General features: G+C 65.1%; 13 protein-coding genes. 6 read left to right on the top strand and 7 right to left on the bottom strand.

What is annotated here, in order from left to right; translation table 11 throughout:
* Positions 1 to 93: 93 nt before the first annotated feature.
* The 4 genes from LBW94_RS23380 (at position 94) to LBW94_RS23365 (ending at position 8,119) form a co-directional block, all read left to right on the top strand.
* Positions 94 to 2,016 (top strand): hypothetical protein, encoded by a 1,923-nt coding sequence (locus tag LBW94_RS23380; RefSeq protein WP_225061742.1) that lies wholly within the window; start codon positions 94 to 96, stop codon positions 2,014 to 2,016.
* Positions 2,017 to 2,059: 43 nt separating this feature from the next.
* Positions 2,060 to 3,694 (top strand): type I restriction-modification system subunit M, encoded by a 1,635-nt coding sequence (locus LBW94_RS23375; protein ID WP_225061741.1) that lies wholly within the window; start codon positions 2,060 to 2,062, stop codon positions 3,692 to 3,694.
* Positions 3,695 to 3,809: 115 nt separating this feature from the next.
* Complete coding sequence (locus LBW94_RS23370; RefSeq protein WP_225061740.1) at positions 3,810 to 4,913, top strand: restriction endonuclease subunit S; 1,104 nt, start codon at positions 3,810 to 3,812, stop codon at positions 4,911 to 4,913.
* Positions 4,913 to 8,119, top strand: a complete 3,207-nt coding sequence (locus tag LBW94_RS23365) for a type I restriction endonuclease subunit R (protein ID WP_225061739.1) — start codon at positions 4,913 to 4,915, stop codon at positions 8,117 to 8,119. The genes LBW94_RS23370 and LBW94_RS23365 overlap by 1 nt, the downstream gene beginning before the upstream one ends.
* A gap of 153 nt (positions 8,120 to 8,272) precedes the next feature.
* Here the strand turns inward: LBW94_RS23365 and LBW94_RS23360 are convergent, their stop codons facing one another.
* From LBW94_RS23360 to LBW94_RS23340, 5 genes are all read right to left on the bottom strand, one after another.
* A complete protein-coding gene (locus tag LBW94_RS23360) occupies positions 8,273 to 8,563 on the bottom strand; it encodes a hypothetical protein (RefSeq protein ID WP_225061738.1) in 291 nt (96 codons plus the stop codon).
* A 230-nt stretch (positions 8,564 to 8,793) separates the two neighbouring features.
* Positions 8,794 to 9,978, bottom strand: coding sequence for an ISAs1 family transposase (locus LBW94_RS23355; RefSeq protein ID WP_266271868.1), 1,185 nt, complete (start codon positions 9,976 to 9,978; stop codon positions 8,794 to 8,796).
* A gap of 145 nt (positions 9,979 to 10,123) precedes the next feature.
* Entirely contained in the window at positions 10,124 to 11,401 is a 1,278-nt protein-coding gene (locus LBW94_RS23350; RefSeq protein ID WP_225062805.1) for an IS4 family transposase, read from the bottom strand.
* A gap of 241 nt (positions 11,402 to 11,642) precedes the next feature.
* Positions 11,643 to 12,050, bottom strand: a complete 408-nt coding sequence (locus LBW94_RS23345; protein ID WP_225062497.1) for a helix-turn-helix domain-containing protein — start codon at positions 12,048 to 12,050, stop codon at positions 11,643 to 11,645.
* 135 nt (positions 12,051 to 12,185) lie between these two features.
* A complete protein-coding gene (locus tag LBW94_RS23340; RefSeq protein WP_225062496.1) occupies positions 12,186 to 12,695 on the bottom strand; it encodes a hypothetical protein in 510 nt (169 codons plus the stop codon).
* Between the two features lie 405 nt (positions 12,696 to 13,100).
* Between LBW94_RS23340 and LBW94_RS23335 the strand changes: the two genes are divergently transcribed.
* Positions 13,101 to 14,279 (top strand): protein kinase domain-containing protein, encoded by a 1,179-nt coding sequence (locus LBW94_RS23335; protein ID WP_255635305.1) that lies wholly within the window; start codon positions 13,101 to 13,103, stop codon positions 14,277 to 14,279.
* Positions 14,276 to 15,532, top strand: a complete 1,257-nt coding sequence (locus tag LBW94_RS23330) for a type II toxin-antitoxin system HipA family toxin (protein WP_225062495.1) — start codon at positions 14,276 to 14,278, stop codon at positions 15,530 to 15,532. The genes LBW94_RS23335 and LBW94_RS23330 overlap by 4 nt, the downstream gene beginning before the upstream one ends.
* Before the next feature lie 246 nt (positions 15,533 to 15,778).
* Here the strand turns inward: LBW94_RS23330 and LBW94_RS23325 are convergent, their stop codons facing one another.
* Both LBW94_RS23325 and LBW94_RS23320 read right to left on the bottom strand, forming a co-directional pair.
* Positions 15,779 to 17,902 carry an MMPL family transporter gene (locus LBW94_RS23325; protein ID WP_225062494.1) on the bottom strand — a complete coding sequence of 708 codons (2,124 nt, stop codon included), beginning with the start codon at positions 17,900 to 17,902 and terminating at the stop codon, positions 15,779 to 15,781.
* A 164-nt stretch (positions 17,903 to 18,066) separates the two neighbouring features.
* Entirely contained in the window at positions 18,067 to 19,128 is a 1,062-nt protein-coding gene (locus LBW94_RS23320) for an ABC transporter substrate-binding protein (protein ID WP_225062493.1), read from the bottom strand.
* Positions 19,129 to 19,159 lie beyond the last annotated feature (31 nt).

The raw sequence follows: 19,159 nt of genomic DNA, 5'->3' as shown, positions 1-19,159 counted from the left end.
GGATAAGCGGGTTTATCGGAGCCTATAATTCGATATAGATGTTCGCGCTCGTACTGTCGCTCACATCCACCCAGAAGGAGATGAGCGGCACCGATGGATCATCCGACGAGCGAACCGACGCTCACGCTGCAGGACATCGCCGACTTGGCGCAGGTCAAGCGGCCGGTGGTATCGATGTGGCGCAACCGCCCGGCGGTGCACGGCAAGCACATCCCGTTCCCGCAACCGGTCGACGAGGTGGGTGGCATCGCGCGTTTCGCACGGGCGGATGTGGTCGACTACCTGGAGCGCACTGGCCGGGGTAACAACGCCGAACACCGCGTGGATGTGGCAGCCGCCGGCGTTCCGGACGGAATGTCGCTGGAAGATCTGGTGACACTGCTGTGTCTGCGGCAGTCGATCGGTGATCTGGAACAGCTGTCCATCGACGAGTGCATCGCTGCCGCAAGCGAGTTCGATCCAGATGACGAACTGCTCGCCGGCGAGGTCGCGGCGCTGGGCGACACCCGGCAGGCGCGGGCGTTCATCGACGGACTGGTGGCTTCGAGTTACGGCGGCGCCGACGCGCTCGCGAAACTCGAATCCTCGCGTGCCGGACGTGAACTGGCAGCGCGAGACCTGGATCCGGCCGCTGTGTCAATATTGCGCACGATCGTGGATGCGTGCCGCTTGGAACTCGATCCTGAAGGGGCGCAGGTGGTCTCGGCCGGCGATGCGCCCAGCGTCGTACTCGCCCTGTCCGACTCCGACTCCGATATCGAGGTGTACGCACTCGGCAATGCCCCCGCCGCCCGAGCTCTGCGTCGCCGCATGATGATTCGTGAGCAGGAGCAGGGATCGGGGGACGGCCCGCGGGTACGGTTGCTGTCGATCGTCGGAGAGGAGTTGACGCAGGCGCTCGAGGATGTCGACAACGTGCTGATCGACCTGGGGCCCGGTGAGATCGCCGTGGTACTGGGCGCTGCGTCGGTGCTGTGCGACGCGATTCCGCGCGCTGCGGCACGATCAAGCAATCCGGAGGGCAAGCGGGCGGAAACGTTGCGCCTCGGCGGCCTCGCGGCGGCGTTGAAGCTGCCGCGCGGGCTGTGGAAGGAGGCGCATCGCCAAGCGCTCGGTGTCTGGGTGTACTGCGGCGGCGCGCAGATCGACCTCCCGGTCGTCGCCGACCTGGGTACCGTACTCCCGGCCGACCTCGACCATGACGCGCTTGCTACCGACTTGGCCTCGGCGATCGGTGATCGTGGGGATCGGATCGCTCGCGCCTACCGCTATGGCCGGGTGGTCAAACTCGGCGACATCCTGGCCGGTCATGCCGTGGTCCCCCCGGGCACGACAGCGGTGCGGGTGCGGGCGCCGGAGGCGGTCGACGACCTGGATCGGGTATACGCCGCGACCTTGCTGACCTCGGCGCCGGACCCCGGCTTCGATGTGGTGGCCCGCGCGGGTGCCGGCTCCCTGGAGGTGCGGCAGCGCCCGCTCGGTGAACTGGCCGAACGCAAGCTGATGCGGATGCGGACCGGCAGTAAGATCGACCGTTCGCACGGCGACCCGAACGGCACGGTCCGGGTGCTGTCGGCGGACGGCAGCACCGACGGACTGGTGCTGGACTCGCTGAACGCGCACAGACGCTATCCCCGCGCAACCCGCACCGAACCCGGTGATGTGGTCTTCTGCGAAAATCCGCCCCAGGCGTTGGTCGACGAGACTGGTGGCAACCTGGTGTTGTCGCCGTCGCGCATCCTGCGGCTGTCTCCGGACGCGGGCATCGGACCGCGCGCTCTGGCGGCGCTGATCAACGGGCTGCCCCCGCATCGTGTCGGCTGGAAGTCGTGGAATGTGCCTCGGCTGGGCGAGGATGAGTCGGCGCGCTTGGAGGCGGTGCTGGCGGAGGCCGCCGGCTACTCCGCTCGACTGCGGGCGCGGCAGGACGCGGTCGCTGAGCTGCGCCGTGCGCTGATCGAGGGGATCGGTGCGGGCACGGTCAGCCTGTGCGTGCCGGACGAGCCGACCGGATGAGTGCGTGAAAGATGTTGTCGGAGAACGAGGAGAGGAGCCCGGGGTGCCCCCGAGGAAGAGGCAGGCGGCCGCGCAGCAGGCGCCGTCGACGATGAAGGAGTTGAAGGACACCCTGTGGAAGGCGGCCGACAAGCTCCGGGGATCCCTGTCGGCAAGCCAGTACAAGGACGTGATCCTGGGCCTGGTGTTCCTGAAGTACGTGTCCGATGCCTACGACGAGCGGCGGAGCACGCTGCAGGAGGAGTTCGGCGGTGAGGGGGTGGATGCTCAGCAGCTCGAGCTGTACCTCGACGACCCCGACGAGTATCGCGGGTACGGGGTGTTTCTGGTGCCGGACAATGCGCACTGGTCGTATCTGGCGGATAACGCCAAGGGACTGAAGCAGTCCGAGACCGGTGAACCCGCCAAGACGATCGGCTTGCTGATCGACGAGGCGATGGACGCGGTGATGAAGGCCAACGAGTCGCTGGTGGGCACACTGCCGCGAATCTACAACCGCGACAACATCGATCAGCGCCGCCTCGGCGAACTGGTCGACCTGTTCAACAGCGCCCAGTTCAGCCGGCAGGGCACGCACAAGGCCCGCGACCTGATGGGTGAGGTGTATGAGTACTTCCTCGGCAATTTCGCTCGCGCGGAAGGGAAGCGGGGCGGTGAGTTCTTCACTCCGCCCAGCGTGGTGCGGACCATCGTGGAAGTGCTGGGGCCCAGCAGTGGTCGCATCTACGACCCGTGCTGCGGTTCGGGCGGCATGTTCGTGCAGTCGGAGAAGTTCGTCGAATATCACGAGGGCGACGTGCAGGACCTCGCCGTCTACGGCCAGGAGGCCATCGAGGAGACTTGGCGGCTGGCGAAGATGAACCTCGCCATCCATGGCATGGACAACAAGGGCCTCGGCGCCCGCTGGGGCGACACCTTCGCCCGCGACCAGCATCCGGATGTGCGGATGGATTACGTGATGACGAATCCGCCGTTCAACATCAAGGATTGGACACGCAATATCGAGGACCCGCGCTGGGTGTTCGGCGTTCCTCCGGCCAATAACGCCAACTACGCCTGGATCCAGCACGTGCTGTACAAGCTGAAGCCGGACGGCTCGGCCGGCGTGGTGATGGCGAACGGCTCGATGTCGTCGAACTCCAATGGGGAAGGCGACATTCGCGGTCGCATCGTGGAAGCCGACCTGGTGTCCTGCATGGTCGCGATGCCCACCCAGCTGTTCCGCTCCACTGGTATCCCGGTGTGTGTGTGGTTTTTCGCCAAGGACAAGAAACCCGGTCGTGGTGGCACCGTCGACCGGACAGGTGAGGTGTTGTTCATTGATGCCCGAGAACTCGGGTACATGGTGGACCGGGCCGAGCGGGCGCTGTCGGACGAGGATATCGCGAAGATCGCGGATACGTATCACGCGTGGCGGGGGACTCGGTCGGCTGTGGCAAAACGGCTGACGTATGAGGATGTGCCGGGGTTTTGCCGGTCTGTCAAGCAGGACGAGATCAAGGGCGCGGACTATACCCTGAGCCCAGGGCGCTTCGTCGGCGCGGCCGAGGTCGGTGCTGATGAAGAACCGATTGAAACCAAGATTCGGCGCCTAACAAAAGAACTGATAGTGGCCCTTGATGAGTCGGCAAGTCTGGAGGCCATGGTGCGGGCACAGCTGGAGCGAATTAATGGCTGAGCCTCTCACAATTGATCAGGTTTGTTCCGAAGTCGTTGATTGTGTAAACCGCACAGCGCCAGAGACTTTGGATGGCCAATACTTTGCGGTAGGTACTCCCGCAATGAGAGGTAATGTGATCAATCTGCTGGAGGCTCGTCGGCTATCGGCGGAGACCTTCGCAACGTGGACCCGTCGGTTGCTCCCTAAAGCTGGGGATCTGTTCCTGGCGCGGGAGGCTCCAGTCGGGCCGGTGGTACGGATTCCTGACGGTGGAAGAATTGCTGCAGGGCAGCGCGTTATGCATCTACGTGCGAATCCCTCCGTGGTTCACGAGCTCTATCTATTCTACCTGCTTATTTCACCTGATACTCAGGCGAAGCTGATTTCGATCGCGATGGGTTCGACGGTCCCTCACCTGCGGGTCGCTGATGTTAAATCCTTCACTTTGCCTCCACTTCCACCTTTAGGGGAGCAGCGGGCGATTGCGGAGGTGTTGGGGGCGCTCGATGACAAGATCGACGCCAACCATCGGATTGAAACCACCGCGAACGCACTAGGCGACGCCTTGTTTAAGTCTGTAGTTGCTGCATCTGATGCGATTGTCCGCGTCAGCATCCGTGATCTTGCGGGTGACGGAGTGCTGACTTACGGCGACGGCTATCGAACCAAGCGGTCTGAGCATGGCCAGCCCGGGCTGCGAATAGTGCGAGCGGGTGATATTAAAAGTGGTCGAATAGTACTCAGTGGAGACGATTTCGTCAGCAATGATTACGTCGGTCAAATCGGTGTCAAAATCTGCCGTCCCAAAGATATCGTACTCACGACCAAAGGTACGGTCGGGCGAGTTGCCGTCGTCCCGGACGATATCTCCTCAAGTGTATACAGTCCGCAACTGTGCTATTTTCGAGTAGCTGAAGATCACGGTCGGATTCAGCCTTGGTTGGCAGCGTGGTTCCGGAGCTCCGACCGGATTCGTCAGACCGACATCGCCATGCACAAGAGCGACATGGCCCCCTATGTAAACCTTCAGGATATCGGGTCGTTGGTAGTGCCAATCATGGATTTGGATGCATTCGGGTCAACTGTCGAACAGCTCGGTTCGCTCCAGAGCTTGGGGCATGCTGTCACGCGCGAGAACGTCGCTCTCGCCAGAACTCGCGACGAACTCCTCCCTCTACTCATGTCCGGAAAGCTCCGCGTCAAAGATGCGGAAAAGAAAGTGGAAGAGATGGTCTGATGATCGAGCATGTCGGTGGCAGTGAGGCCGAGTTGGAGCAGATGATGCTCGAGCGGCTGGGGGATTTGCATGGGTGGGAGCCGTTGGCGGGCACCGACATCGCTCCGGGGAAGGATCGGGGGCGGGAGTCGTGGCAGGAGCTGGTGTTGCCGGGGCGGCTGTTGGAGCGGTTGCGGCAGCTGAATCCGGCGGTGCCGGTGGAGTATCTGGAGCAGGCACGAGCGGAAGTGCTGGCGCCGCAGTCGCAGGACGCGATCGCCGAGAACTTCCGGTTGCACGAGATCCTGGTCGATGGATACCGCGGGATCAGCTACGTCGATCACGTTGGGGCGGAGCAGAATCCGACGATCCGGTTCGTCAGTGAGCGGGTCGAGGACAACGAGTTCCTGGCGGTGCGCCAAGTCGACATCCGTTCGCGGGAGCATCAGCGGCGCTTCGACGTAGTGCTCTACCTCAACGGAATGCCAATCGGCATCGTCGAATTGAAGAAACCGGGAGCATTGGCGGCCGATCTGGCCTCCGCTCACGCTCAACTCGCCACCTACCTCGACGAGTTCCCGATGGCGTTCCGGTTCACCGTGCTCACCGTGATCAGCGACGGCGTCACCGCCCGGTACGGCACCGCGTTCACGCCGCTGAACCACTACTCGCCGTGGAATGTGGACGACAACGGGGAGCCGCTGGCGCTCGGTGCCCGCATCGAGGACGAGGACGCCGGTATCCAGCTGGAATACCTGATCGACGGGGTGCTGCAGACCGAACGGTTCCTGCAATTGCAGCGCAACTATGTCGCCTTCGACAAGACCGCCGACGGACTCGTGAAGCGGATTGCCAAGCCGCACCAGTATTTCGCGGTCAGCAAGGCGGTCGGCTGCACCATCGAGGCGATGCGCAGTAACGGCAAGGCCGGCGTGGTCTGGCATACCCAGGGGTCGGGCAAGTCGATGGAGATGGAGCTCTACACCCATCTGGTCGGCACCAAACCGCAGCTGAAGAACCCGACCATCGTGCTGGTCACCGACCGGACCGAACTCGACGGGCAGCTCTACGCGGCATTCTCGAAATCGGCACTGCTACAGGAGGAACCGAAGCAGATTCGCAGTCGCGCCGAACTGCGTACCGCGCTCGCCGACCGGCAGACCGGCGGCATCCTGTTCACCACGCTGCAGAAGTTCGGGCTGACCAAGGACGAGAAGGACTCCGGGCGCGAACATCCGCTGCTGTCGGACCGGCGCAATGTCATCGTCATCGTCGACGAAGCGCACCGTAGCCACTACGACGATCTCGATGGTTATGCCGCACATTTGAAGTCGGCGCTGCCCAACGCTACCTTGATCGCGTTCACCGGCACCCCGATATCGTTCGAGGACCGCAACACCCGCAAGGTGTTCGGCGACTACATCGACATCTACGACCTGGCCCGTGCCGTCGACGACGGTGCCACCGTACGGGTGATCTTCGAGCCTCGACTACCGGAGGTGAAGGTCGCCGCGGATGTCACCGACGCCGAGATCGATGGTGCCGCGGATGCGGCGGTGGTGGGGCTCGACGACGTCGAACGTCGCCGCATCGAACAGTCGGTGACCGTACTCAACGCGCTGTACGGCGCACCCGAGCGGTTGGCGAAGGTCGCGAAAGACATTGTCGGGCACTGGAAGGACCGCCGGGAGGTGATGGACGAGTACATCGGCGGCCACGGAAAGGCACTGATCGTCTGCGCGACCCGCGAGATCTGCGCGAAGCTGTACGAGGAGATCATCGCGCTGGAGCTGGAGTGGGAGTCGGATTCGCCGAAGGACGGCGTCGTCAAGGTCGTCTACTCGGGCAGTGCCAAGGATCCGGCGTCGATTCGCAAGCATGTGCGCCGCGAGTCGGAGAACAAGGCCATCACCAACCGGCTCAAGGACGAGAACGACCCATTGGAGCTGGTGATCGTGCAGAATATGCTGCTTACCGGATTCGACGCGCCGCCATTGCACACCCTCTATCTGGACCGCCCGATCCAGGGCGCGTTGCTCATGCAGACCCTGGCCCGGGTCAACCGCACTTTCGAGGGCAAGAAGGACGGACTGGTCGTCGCCTACGCCCCGATTGCCGACAACCTGGAGAGGGCGCTCAAGGAATACACCCGCACTGCCGGCCGGGAACAACCGGTGGAGACGACACCGAACGAGGTCATCGAACTCACCCGGCAGCTGGTAGCCGCGCTGGACAGCCTGTGTGCAGGGTATCCGTGGCGCTCGAAGCTCGGTCCCAAGCCCGGGCAGTTCATGCGGGTCGTCACCGGTCTCCTCGAATACCTGCGGTCACCCACGACACCGGGAAACAGGGTGGCGCCCGGTGATCCGACACTCGGCGACCGATTCCGTGACCTGGCGAATCAGCTCGGCCGGGCATGGGCGGTCTGCCGGGGCTCGGAAACACTGACCGATCTGCAACCAGTGATCAAGTTCTATGAGCAGGTGCGGGTCTGGATGGCCAAATGCGATGCCGAGCAACGCAAAGCCGAAGGCCGGCCGTTGCCCGCCGACATCAAACGCGTGCTCGACAAACTGCTGGCCGACTCCACCGCGTCCGGCGCGATCATCGACATCTACGCCGCCGCCGGTATGCCCAAGCCGTCGCTGACCGAACTCACCCCCGAATTCGAGCGGCGGACACTGGAATCCGAACATCCGCACCTGGCCATCGAGGCGTTGCGTGACGTGCTGACCGAAGAGGTCCGGCACAGCACCCGCAACAACCTGGTTCGGCAGAAAGCGTTTTCCGAGCGCTTGCGCGAACTGATGAACAAGTACACCAACCAGCAGTTGACATCCGCTCAGGTCATCTCCGAACTGATCAAGCTGGCGCGCGAAGCCGCGAAGGAGCGCGACCGCGGCGACAAGTTCAGCCCCAGGCTCGACGAGGATGAACTCGCGTTCTACGACGCGGTCCACGAGAACGAGTCCGCCGTCATCGAAATGGGCGATGACGTACTCGGCGACATCGCCCGCGACCTGGTGAAGGTGATGCGACGCGATGTGAAGACCGACTGGACGGTCCGTGACGACGTCCGTGCCAAGCTTCGCTCCACCATCAAACGTCTGCTGATCAAGTATGGATACCCGCCGGACAAGCAGCAGGCGGCCATCCGTCAGGTCATCGACCAAATGGAGGTGCTGGCACCGAAGTACGCCGAGGAGAAGCAGGCCGGCGCGGCGTAACCCCGCTATCAGGTTGCCCTCGGGGTGCCGACGACGAGCTGACTTTGGGGTAACGGAGGTGCTGGAACATCTACCAGCAGAGGGAGATTGAACGGGCAGGCAAGCTGCGTGCCCGATCGGACCGTCTCCGACGTTTCCGGGTCGGCGCGTGATCTAGTGGTAGGCAACGTTCACGCCGCTGGCCTTGGCTGTGTCGAGTGCCGTTACGGGCATGATTCCCGCCGGGAATCCGAATATGCGCAGGTCGTCGGCCAGTGCTGCTCGAATATAACCGAATGCGTATTCGAGGCCGTACTCGTTCACAAACTGCGCAGCTTCCTCTTTTTCGGGGAGTTCGGTGTCGTTTTCGAAAAAGAATCGGCTCGAGACCTCGAAGTCGGCGTCGAAGAGTGAGTTACGGATTTCGAGTCGTGCGCCGATGCCGACCATCGGAATGTTGCCCATAGCCCAATGCCACGTAGGGTAAGTGGTGCGTCCGTGTGGTTTGTCATGCGGCGGGTAGGCGTCGCAGGTTGATGGTGGCCGGGCCGGTGTGTCGGATTCCTTTGTCGCACTTGCGTTTTATCAGGTAGGCGTTGTGACGTCCGCGTTTGATCTTGCGTGGGTAGCTGCGGTGGCGCCGGGGTGGGTTGAGCCGGGTAGTGATCTCAGCAGGGCCTCGGCGTAGTCGGGTTTCAGCAGGCCAGCAGTAATTCCACCGGCCTGTTGTAGTCCCGGCCGTAGTACCGCAACGCCGGCGCGACGTGGCGGTGTCCGGCCAGCCGCAGCAGCGACATCGTCGTGTTCCGCAGGATCGCCATGACATGCCCGGCGGCACCGGTGCGGGCCTGGTGCCGGTCCTCGTCGAACGTCACGTCCCTGACGTGATGCACTCGGTTCTCGATCGACCAGTGCCGCCGCAAATAGTCGGCGATCACGTGATGAGCGGCGTCACCGACGGTCAGGCTCGTCACCACGAACACCGTCTCCCGGGTCTGGCGCCGCATCTTTCGATGCTTCGACATCACGGTGCGAGTGCGGTGGATCCGCAGAACCTGTGCCGCACCGGGGAATCCGATCCCCGACGCGATCCCGGTCGCTTTCACCGTGCGGGTCTCCCGGCGGCCGTGCGCGGGCTTGCCGGTCGACTTGTCGAGCACCGGCACGTCGTCCCACGGCAGCTGCTTCAACTGTTTACGCAGGTTGGGCTGATTTCCCTTCACGCAGAGGATGTAGTGGGCGCCCGCTTCGACGATCGAATGCGCCGTCTCACGGCAGGTATGGGCGGCATCAGCGGTGATGACGCATCCGGCGATGTTCAACGCGGACAACAGCTTCCGCAGCATCGGCACCTCGCTGGTCTTGTCCGCTACCGCGACCTGCGCCACGACCACGCCGGTGGCCTGGCAGATCCCCGACAACAGATAGGTCAGATGCCCGGCGGCGTCACGGGCACCACGCAGGGCTTTCCCGTCGAAGGAGATGACTTTCGCGCCGCCGATCACGCTGACCCGCAACCACATCCACGCGCCGATCAGCTGGTCGAGCTGGTCGGTGTCCAGGCGCTGCAGCAACCGCCGGATCGCGGACTCGCTCGGCGCGCGACGGGTGAACCCGAGCCGGGCCGACACCGCGGTGGACGCGTCGGCAGCCCACTCGCCGATCGCGGTGAACGAGCGAGCGCCGGCGGCGGTAGCGGCCAGAGCGAGCAGCAGGACCGAGGTCAGGTCGTAGCGGCGGCCGCGGGCGTCGCGGGGATCGGGGACCTGTCGGAGGACATCGAGCAAACTGCCGGCAGCGTTGGCCGGATCCTGTTCGAGCGGAACGTTGTCCAGCTCGATCGTGGTGGGCGCGGCAGGGCATACTTGTACGGCGGGCACGGGTCTCCGAGAGTGATGTCAGGCGTAGGAACCTTCATCTTCCTCGAGTCACTCGTGTCCGCCCAGCATCTCAAACCGTGTGTCACGCAACCAGTTTCCCCAGATCAGCGGATCGGTACCCGACTACGCCGAGGCCCTGGTGATCTCAGTGGCGACCGAGGCGGTCACGTCGGGGTCGGTCCAGCGGTGAGGGGGGAAAAGCCGCCGTGCCGGTGGCGGTGCGGCGGATGATGTTGAGTGCGTGGATGAACGATATTCGGTCGGGGTCCAGGTCGGCGGCTTCGGCGGCGCGGGCCATGACCGCGGCGATGGCGTAGTGGACGGTCAGCCACGCCCAGATCTCCTGATGGACCAATTCCGGCGACTTCGACCGGAGTACGGCGCCGGGGCCGCGGAGGTGGGTTTTCAGCTGGTCGTTCGCGGTTTCGTGTTCCCAGCGCTCGTGGTAGGCGCCGGCGATCTGGTCGGCGCGCACGGCCGCGGGATCGGTGAGGGTGGTCAGCAGCACGATCAGCTCACCGTCGGGATTACGGTCGGGCACATCGTATTCCACGACGCGCACCAGGTGCGCGTCCTCGGCTTCGTCGAGGTCCTCGCCCGCGGCCGCGGCGGCCAGGATCGCTGCACGCCGCCGTTTCGACTGCACGGCAGGATCGATGAGTACCGACACGTAGGTGCCGTCCGCATGTACCCGCACCACCGGCAGGCGCAGATTGGTCGGTGCTCGCCACACCAGTTCGGCCCCACCGGCTTTCGCGGCCGCCCACGCATCGAAGGAGTAGAAACCCCGGTCCGCGCACAAGATCTCGTCACCGAGCAGCCGCGGATACAACCGGGCAGCCGCGGCACGTTCCCCGACAGTGATCGCGGTAACCTCCGCGGCCAGAAAAACATGCGTACCGCACTCGCTCAACGCGACCACCCGCGCTTTCGGATAGGTCGAGCGGTTGTCCCCGGACCCGTGATACCCGAATTCGGCCACATTCGATTCGGTGTCAGCCACGTCCACATCGAAACCGTCGATGGCCACCAGCCGGCGCCCCGCCAGCCACGCCCCCCGCGTCGCCGGAGTCGCCACCGGTGCGGCAACCGACTCGAACACCCGCTCGAGAACCTTGGGCCCCAACCGTTTACGCGCCTGGGTGATCCCCGATGCCGTCGGCGGCGACCAGCCCGCATCCCAGCAACCCCACCGGGTCAGCGCCCCGGTCACCTTCACCGCGACCTCCTCATAGGAATCGCCGCCGAACAGGCACAACGCCATCGTCAGATACGCCACCACATGCGGAGGCAACTTCCCGCCCGACCGCTGCGCACGCGCCCCGCACACCATGACCGCATCCTCCACCCGAGCCCGGTCCACAACCCCTGCCAGCACACCCAGCGACACCATGTCCGGCGTCGCCACCACCACGTCCGTCACCCCCGAGACACTGCCACACCCCCACCACAAGCACCCGAAAAATCAAACAGCACAACCAAACCACACGGACGCACCACTTACCCTACGTGGCATTGGCCCATATCCGGCTCGTGTACGACAGATGCCGAAATTGTCGCCTGGAATGAATTCGAGTCGTCCCTCTTATCCGTGTCCGGCTCGTGGCGGACAACCGAACGGCGAATCCAGACCACATCACCGGTGGTTGCGCGGTTCGCGAGGCTCATGACGTCACTCCGTTGACGATGAACTTCGGCGATCCCGAGGCCGAAAAAGCGGCCGGCACCTTCTGTGGTGCGGTCGGCAGCAGTGAGCCCGAGAATTCGCTGCCTCCCTCAGCTGCCCGATGATCGCAGTCCTCCTCCCACGTCAGTGTTCGGATCCGAAAGACGGCGCGGACAGTCTTGGCGTAGCGGCGGATCGTCGACATCGTCGGGTTGGTCGACCCGCTTTCGAACCGGGATACCTGAGAGGCGTCGATCCCCATCGCTTCAGCGACCTGGGTCACGCTCAGGCCGCGACGGATGCGGATCTCGCGTAGGTTGTGGATGAGTTCCAGTTGCTCTTCCGCAACCGCTAGACCGACCTGATCGTGGTCGGTCGGGCTGTCGATCCCGGGGTAGAAGTCCACCGGCTCCTCGCTTCATCTCGGCTGTCCCCAGCATGCGGGACTGCTCGCCTGCAGATCTGCGTTATAACGCAAACAGTATCGGGCCGAGTTCCACCGCCGCCATCTGAAGCGCGTATTTTCGCAGGTCGTGACGCCTCAGTCCATCGCGACGTGGATGTCGCGCGTTTGGTCGGCGTTCGACCATGCCGTGGACTCGTCGACCGGCTTGCTGCCGATACCGCATCCGATGATCCGGTCTGTCGGCTGATGCCAGTCGGCTCGGCGTTCGATGAAGTACAAGCGGTACATGGTGCGACCGTCATCCGACTCGGCGTAGAGCTCGCCGGCCCACGGCAGCGGTCGTGAACTGTCGAACTTCACGTCCGTCAACTCGTTCACCCGGTCACCGACCGGGCATCGATGTGTGGGATACCCGTCGGCGTTCGGGGCTCCGTTGTTGCGGGTCGCCGGTATTCCTTTCTCGAATGCTCGCTTTATCTGCGCTCGCAACATGTCGGCAGCTTCCGAATCTTCGCACTGAATATCCGACCACGCCTGATCGCAGTCCCATGTGTAGATCCACGGGCAGCCCGAGGTGTGGATACGCGAGGAATAGACTGCTGCCGGATGTGCATACCGTGCCTCACGCCTTTTGTTTGCCGTCACTGCATCAACACCGATCCTGGATGATTACACGATCGAATCGAGGAGTATCACGCACTCGAGCTACCGTGCCGAATGCTTCGGCCGCTCGTCGACGAACCGGTGGAATCTTCGACCGGGGATGGCCGCGCCGACTCGGCAGCGCAACCGTACCGGCTGTTCATTGTCCGGGCAACTGATCTCACGCGACCGGTACGAGCATGGGCTGTCGGCCTACACTCGTGCCAATCGAACCCGGTGGTGCTCGAAGGGGGTGTTTGAATTGCAAGCGCCACTTCAAATGAATTCCCGAGGGTGGCCGTTACGTCGGTAGTGGCGCAGTACCGTTGCCGTTCACGCCGATCCCGCCCTTGCGGAACGGCTGATCCGGTTGCCGAAGCAGCCGTCCGGTACCGAGGCGCCACCACGTTGCGCGAATACGTGAACCCGCAGTCGCCGTTGTCGATTGCCTGGGTGGTGGCCGTCGCTGCCCAGATCGCTACCGCGTTGTCGTATGCCCACGCCGTGCCGGTCGTGCACCGCGATCTGAAGCCGGACAACATCCTGGTGACCCCGGACGGCACGGTGAAGATCATCGACTTCGGGATCGCGGCTCTGCTGACCCCGGGTACGTCCCGGCTGACGAAGGCCGGGGTGTGGCTCGGTACCTGCCGGTACATGGCGCCGGAACAAGGTGCCGGCGCTCAGCCCACCCCGCGCGCGGATCTGTACGCGCTCGGCTGCGTTGTGTACGAAATGCTCTGTGGTCAGCCGGTATTCGATGGTGTGGACACGAAGGTGCTGTACGACCACGCGTTCACCGTGCCGACCCCACCGCGTGAGATCCGTGCCGAGGTTCCGGACGAACTCGACCAGTTGGTGCGGGAACTGCTGGCCGAGGATCCCGAGCAGCGACCTGCCGATGCCGCCACCGTGTACGAGCGGCTGTTTCCGCTGCTGCCCTCGCCCGGCGCCCCGATGCCGCCGAGCGGTGGTTATCTGATGCGGGCGGTACTCACCGACGTGAGAGCTGTGCACAGCGACGGCAGCCCGTTGACTCTGGAGATACGGCTGCTGAGTCCGGGTCGACGAACAGAACAGCACGCCCCGGTTCGGCGTCGAGCGTTCGCAGGTCGTAGGTCCCGCCAGCTTTGTGGCCGCGAAGCTATCGCTATTATCATGTCGATAAGTGCAGAATATTGTGACGCCAGTCACAATATTCTCGCTTATAGTTGCCAGGGCAGTGATAGTCTGGCCCGGCTCAGCGGAACCCGACGTCGCACGTTCATGCAGGGAGCCCAGGTGATACGACCCCAGCCGCGCCGGCGAACCCGGGTGGATGTCGGGCCGCTGGTCGAGTTCGCGGAGTTTGTGACGCGGCGTCGGCACATGCTCGGGTTGACGCAACTCGACCTCGCGGATCTGGCGGAGGTGAGCGTTTCCACGGTGCGTAATGTCGAGGCCGGCCGGGCTTCGCCTACGCTCGAGGTCACGCTCCGCGTGTTGGACGCTCTCGGGTCGACGCTGGTCGCTATGTCTCAGGCGGCGGCGGAGCTCCTTCCGAACGATGCTGCTGACCTCGGTGCGAAGCGGAGTGCCGGCGGGTGACCGATTTTCCGGATCTGGGCGCACTGCGGTCCATCAACGAGGCCGATGTCTACAAAGCCGGCGTTCTGGCCGGTCACCTCCGGCGGGCGGGCGATGTCGTCGAATTCGCCTACACCGATTCCTATCTGGCCGAAGCGGCGGTGCCCCCGGTCGCCTTCACGCTGCCCAAAGTGGCCGGTAGATATCGTGCCACCGGCGGTTCGGTACCGCCCTTCTTTGCCGGACTGCTGCCGGAAGGGTTGCGCCTCAGCGCGATCACGACCGCGGCGCGAACGAGCGAGGACGATCATCTCAGTCTGTTGCTCGCGGTAGGCACGGATACGATCGGCGATGTGCGGGTGGTCCCGGCCGGCAGCCGGCCGGCCGATCCGGTGCCGATGTTCGACCGCGCGAATACCTCCGAAGCGGACTTCGGATCCCTTTTCTCTCAGGCGACATCCGCCGATGCCGACGGGTTCGACCGCACCGGACTGCCGGGTGTCCAGGTCAAGGTATCGGCGCAGATGATTTCCACTCCGGTGGCGACCAACCGTGGGCCGGCCATTCTGAAGCTCAACCCGCCGGATCATCCGTTTCTGGTCGAGAACGAGAACTTCTTCCTCGACATGGCGGCCGGCTGCGGCATCCTGGTTCCACGTCACCAGCTCGCGGCCGACTGCCGCGGGCGCACCGCGCTTTTCGTAGATCGTTTCGACCGAGTTGTCGAGCGCGGGGGTGTCCGGAAATTGGCTCAAGAGGATGCGTGTCAGGTCAGTGGTCGGTATCCGGCCGCGAAGTACCGAATCTCCTTGCAGGAAGCGATGAAAGCTCTTGCGGATGCGGTGGCCGCCGGCGGTGGGTCGTATCCGGTGGCCATCGTCCGGATGTTGGAGATCGCAGCCTTCAGTTACCTGATCGGCAACGGCGACCTCCATGGAAAGAACCTTTCCATCAGGCAGAATCCGGACGGGCTGTGGGAGGTCACGCCGGCTTACGATCTGCTGACCACGCAGCCCTATCTGTCTTGGAACGATCCCATGGCGCTGCCGCTGTACGGTCGGGACGGAAGGCTGACGCACCGTTGGTGGATCGAGGCCGCGCACCGCCTGGGCGTCGCCGAGCGCGCTGTCAAGCGTGGTCTGGCACGGATCGTCGATGCCGCCGAGCCGTATGTCGGCCGTGTCTCGGACATCGGCTTCGATGAGAAGTCGACCCATCGACTGCGACAGATGATCAATCAGCGGCGCGAGGAGCTTCGTTCACCGGCGACGTGAGCGAGGGAGGTCGTTCGTCACGACTGATCGAGCCCGCTCGTTATCATCAGAATTCTGATGATAACGAGCCATATAGTGGTGTGCGTCACAACAATTGAGCTTATCGTTTCTATGGTAGCGATAAGATCGGCACTTCCTCGAAGTGATCGTTTGTCCCGTGGAAATGACACCGGCCTTGGCACCCTGTCGTCGGGAAATCCCGTATGGCCCCGGAGTCGCCGGAGCCATACGGGTGCATTTCCGAGTTCAGTTCAGCGCCGCCACCGGTTCCCGCTCCGCTTCGGGATCCGTGCGGCGGGTGAGGCGGCTCGGCCACCAGATGCGGTCGCCCAGATCGAGGCTCAGGGCGGTGACCAGGATGGAGCGGACTATCAGGGTGTCCAGGAGGACGCCGATCATGATGACCAGGCCCACTTCGGCGAAGGACACGATCGGCATGGTGGCGAAGACCGCGAAGGTGCCCGCGAGGACCAGGCCGGCGGAGGTGATGACGCCGCCGGTGGCGGACAGGCCGGTGAGGGCGCCGCGGCGGGTGCCGTGGGTGCGGGCCTCCTCGTGGACGCGGGACATCAGGAAGATGTTGTAGTCGATGCCGAGGGCCACCAGGAAGACGAAGGACAGCAGGGGGAGTGAGGCGTCGGCGCCGTGGAAGCCGGCGGCGTGGAAGGCCAGGGTGCTCAGACCGAGGGCGGCGAAGAAGGACAGCACCACCGTCAGGGTGAGCAGGATCGGGGCCAGCAGCGACCGCAGCAGCAGCATCAGGATGGCCATGACCACCAGGAGGACGATCGGGACGACCGTCCGGTTGTCGTGGGCCGCGGCGCGTTCGATGTCGATGCGGACCGCGGTGTCGCCGCCTACCTTCGCGTCGGCGCCGTCGATGCGGTGCAGGTTCGCGCGCAGGCGGTCGACGGTGGCGCCCGCGGCGGCGCTGTCGGGGGCGTCGGTCAGGGTGGCCTGGATCTGCATCAGGTCGCCGCTGGTGTGCGCGGCGGTGGGGGCGGCGATGCCGGGGGTCGAGGCCAGGGCCGACGAGACTTCTTGCATCTTCGCCGAATTCGCGATCACGATGACCGGGGATCCGGTGCCCTGATCGAAATGTCTTGCCAGGGCCTGATTTCCGTGGACGGCGTCGGTGGTCGTGGTGAAGGCGTCCTGGTTGGCGATGCCGTCGTCGTGCAGGCCGGTCATGCCGAAGGCCAGTGCGACGAGGACCGCGCCGGTGCCGATCCAGACGGTGCGGGGGCGGCCGGCCACGAATGTGCCGACGCGGGACCAGATTCCGGTCGCGGTGTGGTCGGCGGTGCCGAAGTGGGGGTGGCGGGGCCAGAAGATCCAGCGGCCCGCCACGACCATCAGGGCGGGGAGCAGGGTCAGCATCGCCAGCAGGGCCACGGCGACGCCGATCGCGCAGACCGGACCCACGCCCTTGGTCGAATTCAGTTGGGCGACCAGGAGAACCAGCATGGCGATGATGACCGTGGTGCCGCTGGCGAGGATCGCGGGTCCGGCCCGGTGCAGGGCCACCGCCATCGCGTCGTGTTTGTCCTCGTGGCGGCGCAGTTCCTCGCGGTAGCGGGCGATCAGCAGCAGGGCGTAGTCGGTGCCGGCGCCGAACACCAGGATGGTGAGGATGCCCGCGCTCTGCGCGGTCACCGTGAGGCCCGTGCCGGTGGCGCCGTAGACGGCGCTCATCGCGATCGACAGCGCGCCGCCCGCCGCGAGCAGCGGCAGGATCCACAGCATCGGGCCGTAGGTGAACAGCAGGATCACGATCACCACCGCGGCGGTCGCGTAGAGCAGGGTGCCGTCGATTCCCTTGAACGCCTTCGAGAATTCGGCGGCGTAACCGGCGGGGCCGGTCGGGAGCATCGTCAGACCCGGGGGTGGGGGACCGGCGGCGTCCTTCAACTGCCCGACCGTGGCGCCGATGGTGTTCCAGCCGCCGTGGCCGACCGGGATCGGGACCAGAACCTCCAGGGCCTGACCGTCTTTCGAGGGCACCGGGCCGACGATTCCGGGGGCGGAGACGCCGGGGACCGAGGCGAAGCGCGAGACATCCGCGGCGGCGACCGCGCGGTCGGCGTCGGTGAGGCCGGAGGTGCGCTCGTAGACGAACACCACCGGGACCTCGTCGGAACCGCCGAAGCGCTGGCCGAGTTGGTACGCCTGGGTGGATTCGGCTGCGCCGGGCAACCATTGGATGTTGTCGTTCTTCTCGGCGCCGTTCAGTTTCCCGGCGAAGCCGCCGAGGGCGACGATGGCGATCAGCCACGCCGCCAACACGATCCACTTCGTGCGGCGGCCGCTGGGGATTCGGGCCAGACGGCCCGGCAGGGTGGTCGAGTCGGGGACGGCGGGAGCGGACATGAGGTCTCCGTCGCAGGCAGCGGGGGTGATGTCGACTCGATCGTAGGGTCGGGCCCGCCGCCTGCGGCACCCTGAAATCCGGAATCGGGGTAAACCCGGACCCACCCTGAAACAGCCCTGGTGCCAACGAAATTCAGGTGATCATCCGCTGATCGGGATACCTGTCAGTCGGTGACGTACCCGTTCAGCGTGCGCCGCAGATCCTCCAGGATCGCGCGCGCGGCGGTGATGCCCGAGCCGTGCCAGATGGTGTCGTCGACGGCGAATTCACGGCGGTCGGACACGGCGCCGAGTTTCTTCCAGTCCTTGCTGTGCATGACCGATTCGCCGTGCTGCTGCCCGTCGGGGCCGTCGAACATCAGATAGATGAGGTCGCCCTCCACCTTCGCGCGCTCGGCGTCGGTGCCCAGACCGGTCACCGTGAACGAATGGCCGCGCTGGGCCGTGGGCCGTTGCACGCCGGTGTCGGTGAGGACGGCGGCCGCGAAGCTGTCGTCGCCCTGCACCTGAATGTCCTTGTCGGTGAAGCGGATCACCGACGCCTGGGAGAAGGAGGCGGCGATCGACCAGCCGGTCTCGCGGGCCGCGGTGCGGTAGTCGTCGAGTGCCTTGGCGCCCGCGCCGGCGCGGCCCAGCGCCGCCGCGAAGGCGCCGAATCGGTCCGCCCAGCCGCCGCCGTCGGTCAATACGGTGGGTGCCACGGCCTGGAGGGCGGCCGGGTCGCCGTCACCGGTGCTGCCGAGGATCAGATCGGGATGCAGCCCGGCGATCTTGGCCGGATCGACACCGCCGACGGTGCCCACGCTCGGCACCTTGGCCAGGCCGGTGCCGAGATAGCCGGGCTGGGGGGACGGGCCGGTCACCGTCGCCGCTCCGACCACCCGCTCCCACAGGCCGAGCGCGCACACCGCGTCCAGGGCGGCGGTGTCGAGCACCACGATGCGCTGCGGATCGGCGCCCGGCTTGTCCGGGGCGCTGGGCAGCGCGCAGGCCTGCCGGGTATCGCGTTCGACGCCGACGACGGCCGCGCCGGCGATGTTGGTGGTGGTCCGGACGATGGAACTCTCGGCATCGGTGGTGCCCGCGGCGCACCCGGTCAGGCCCCCGGAGGAAAGCACCGCCAGCATCGCGAGGGCGGCGGCGGCCGGCGCGCCGGCGGCGGCCCGGCGGCGGGTGCTGTTGCGAGCTCGAGTGTTTCGGGTGGAGTCGACCTCGATCACCGGCATGCGGGGGAGGGTACACGCGCACCGGGTGACA

The organism is Nocardia sp. alder85J (assembly GCF_020176955.2).
Classification (GTDB): Bacteria; Actinomycetota; Actinomycetes; order Mycobacteriales; family Mycobacteriaceae; genus Nocardia.
The sequence above is the reverse complement of the archived record's forward strand: the minus strand, read 5'-3'. Positions and strand labels throughout refer to the sequence as shown.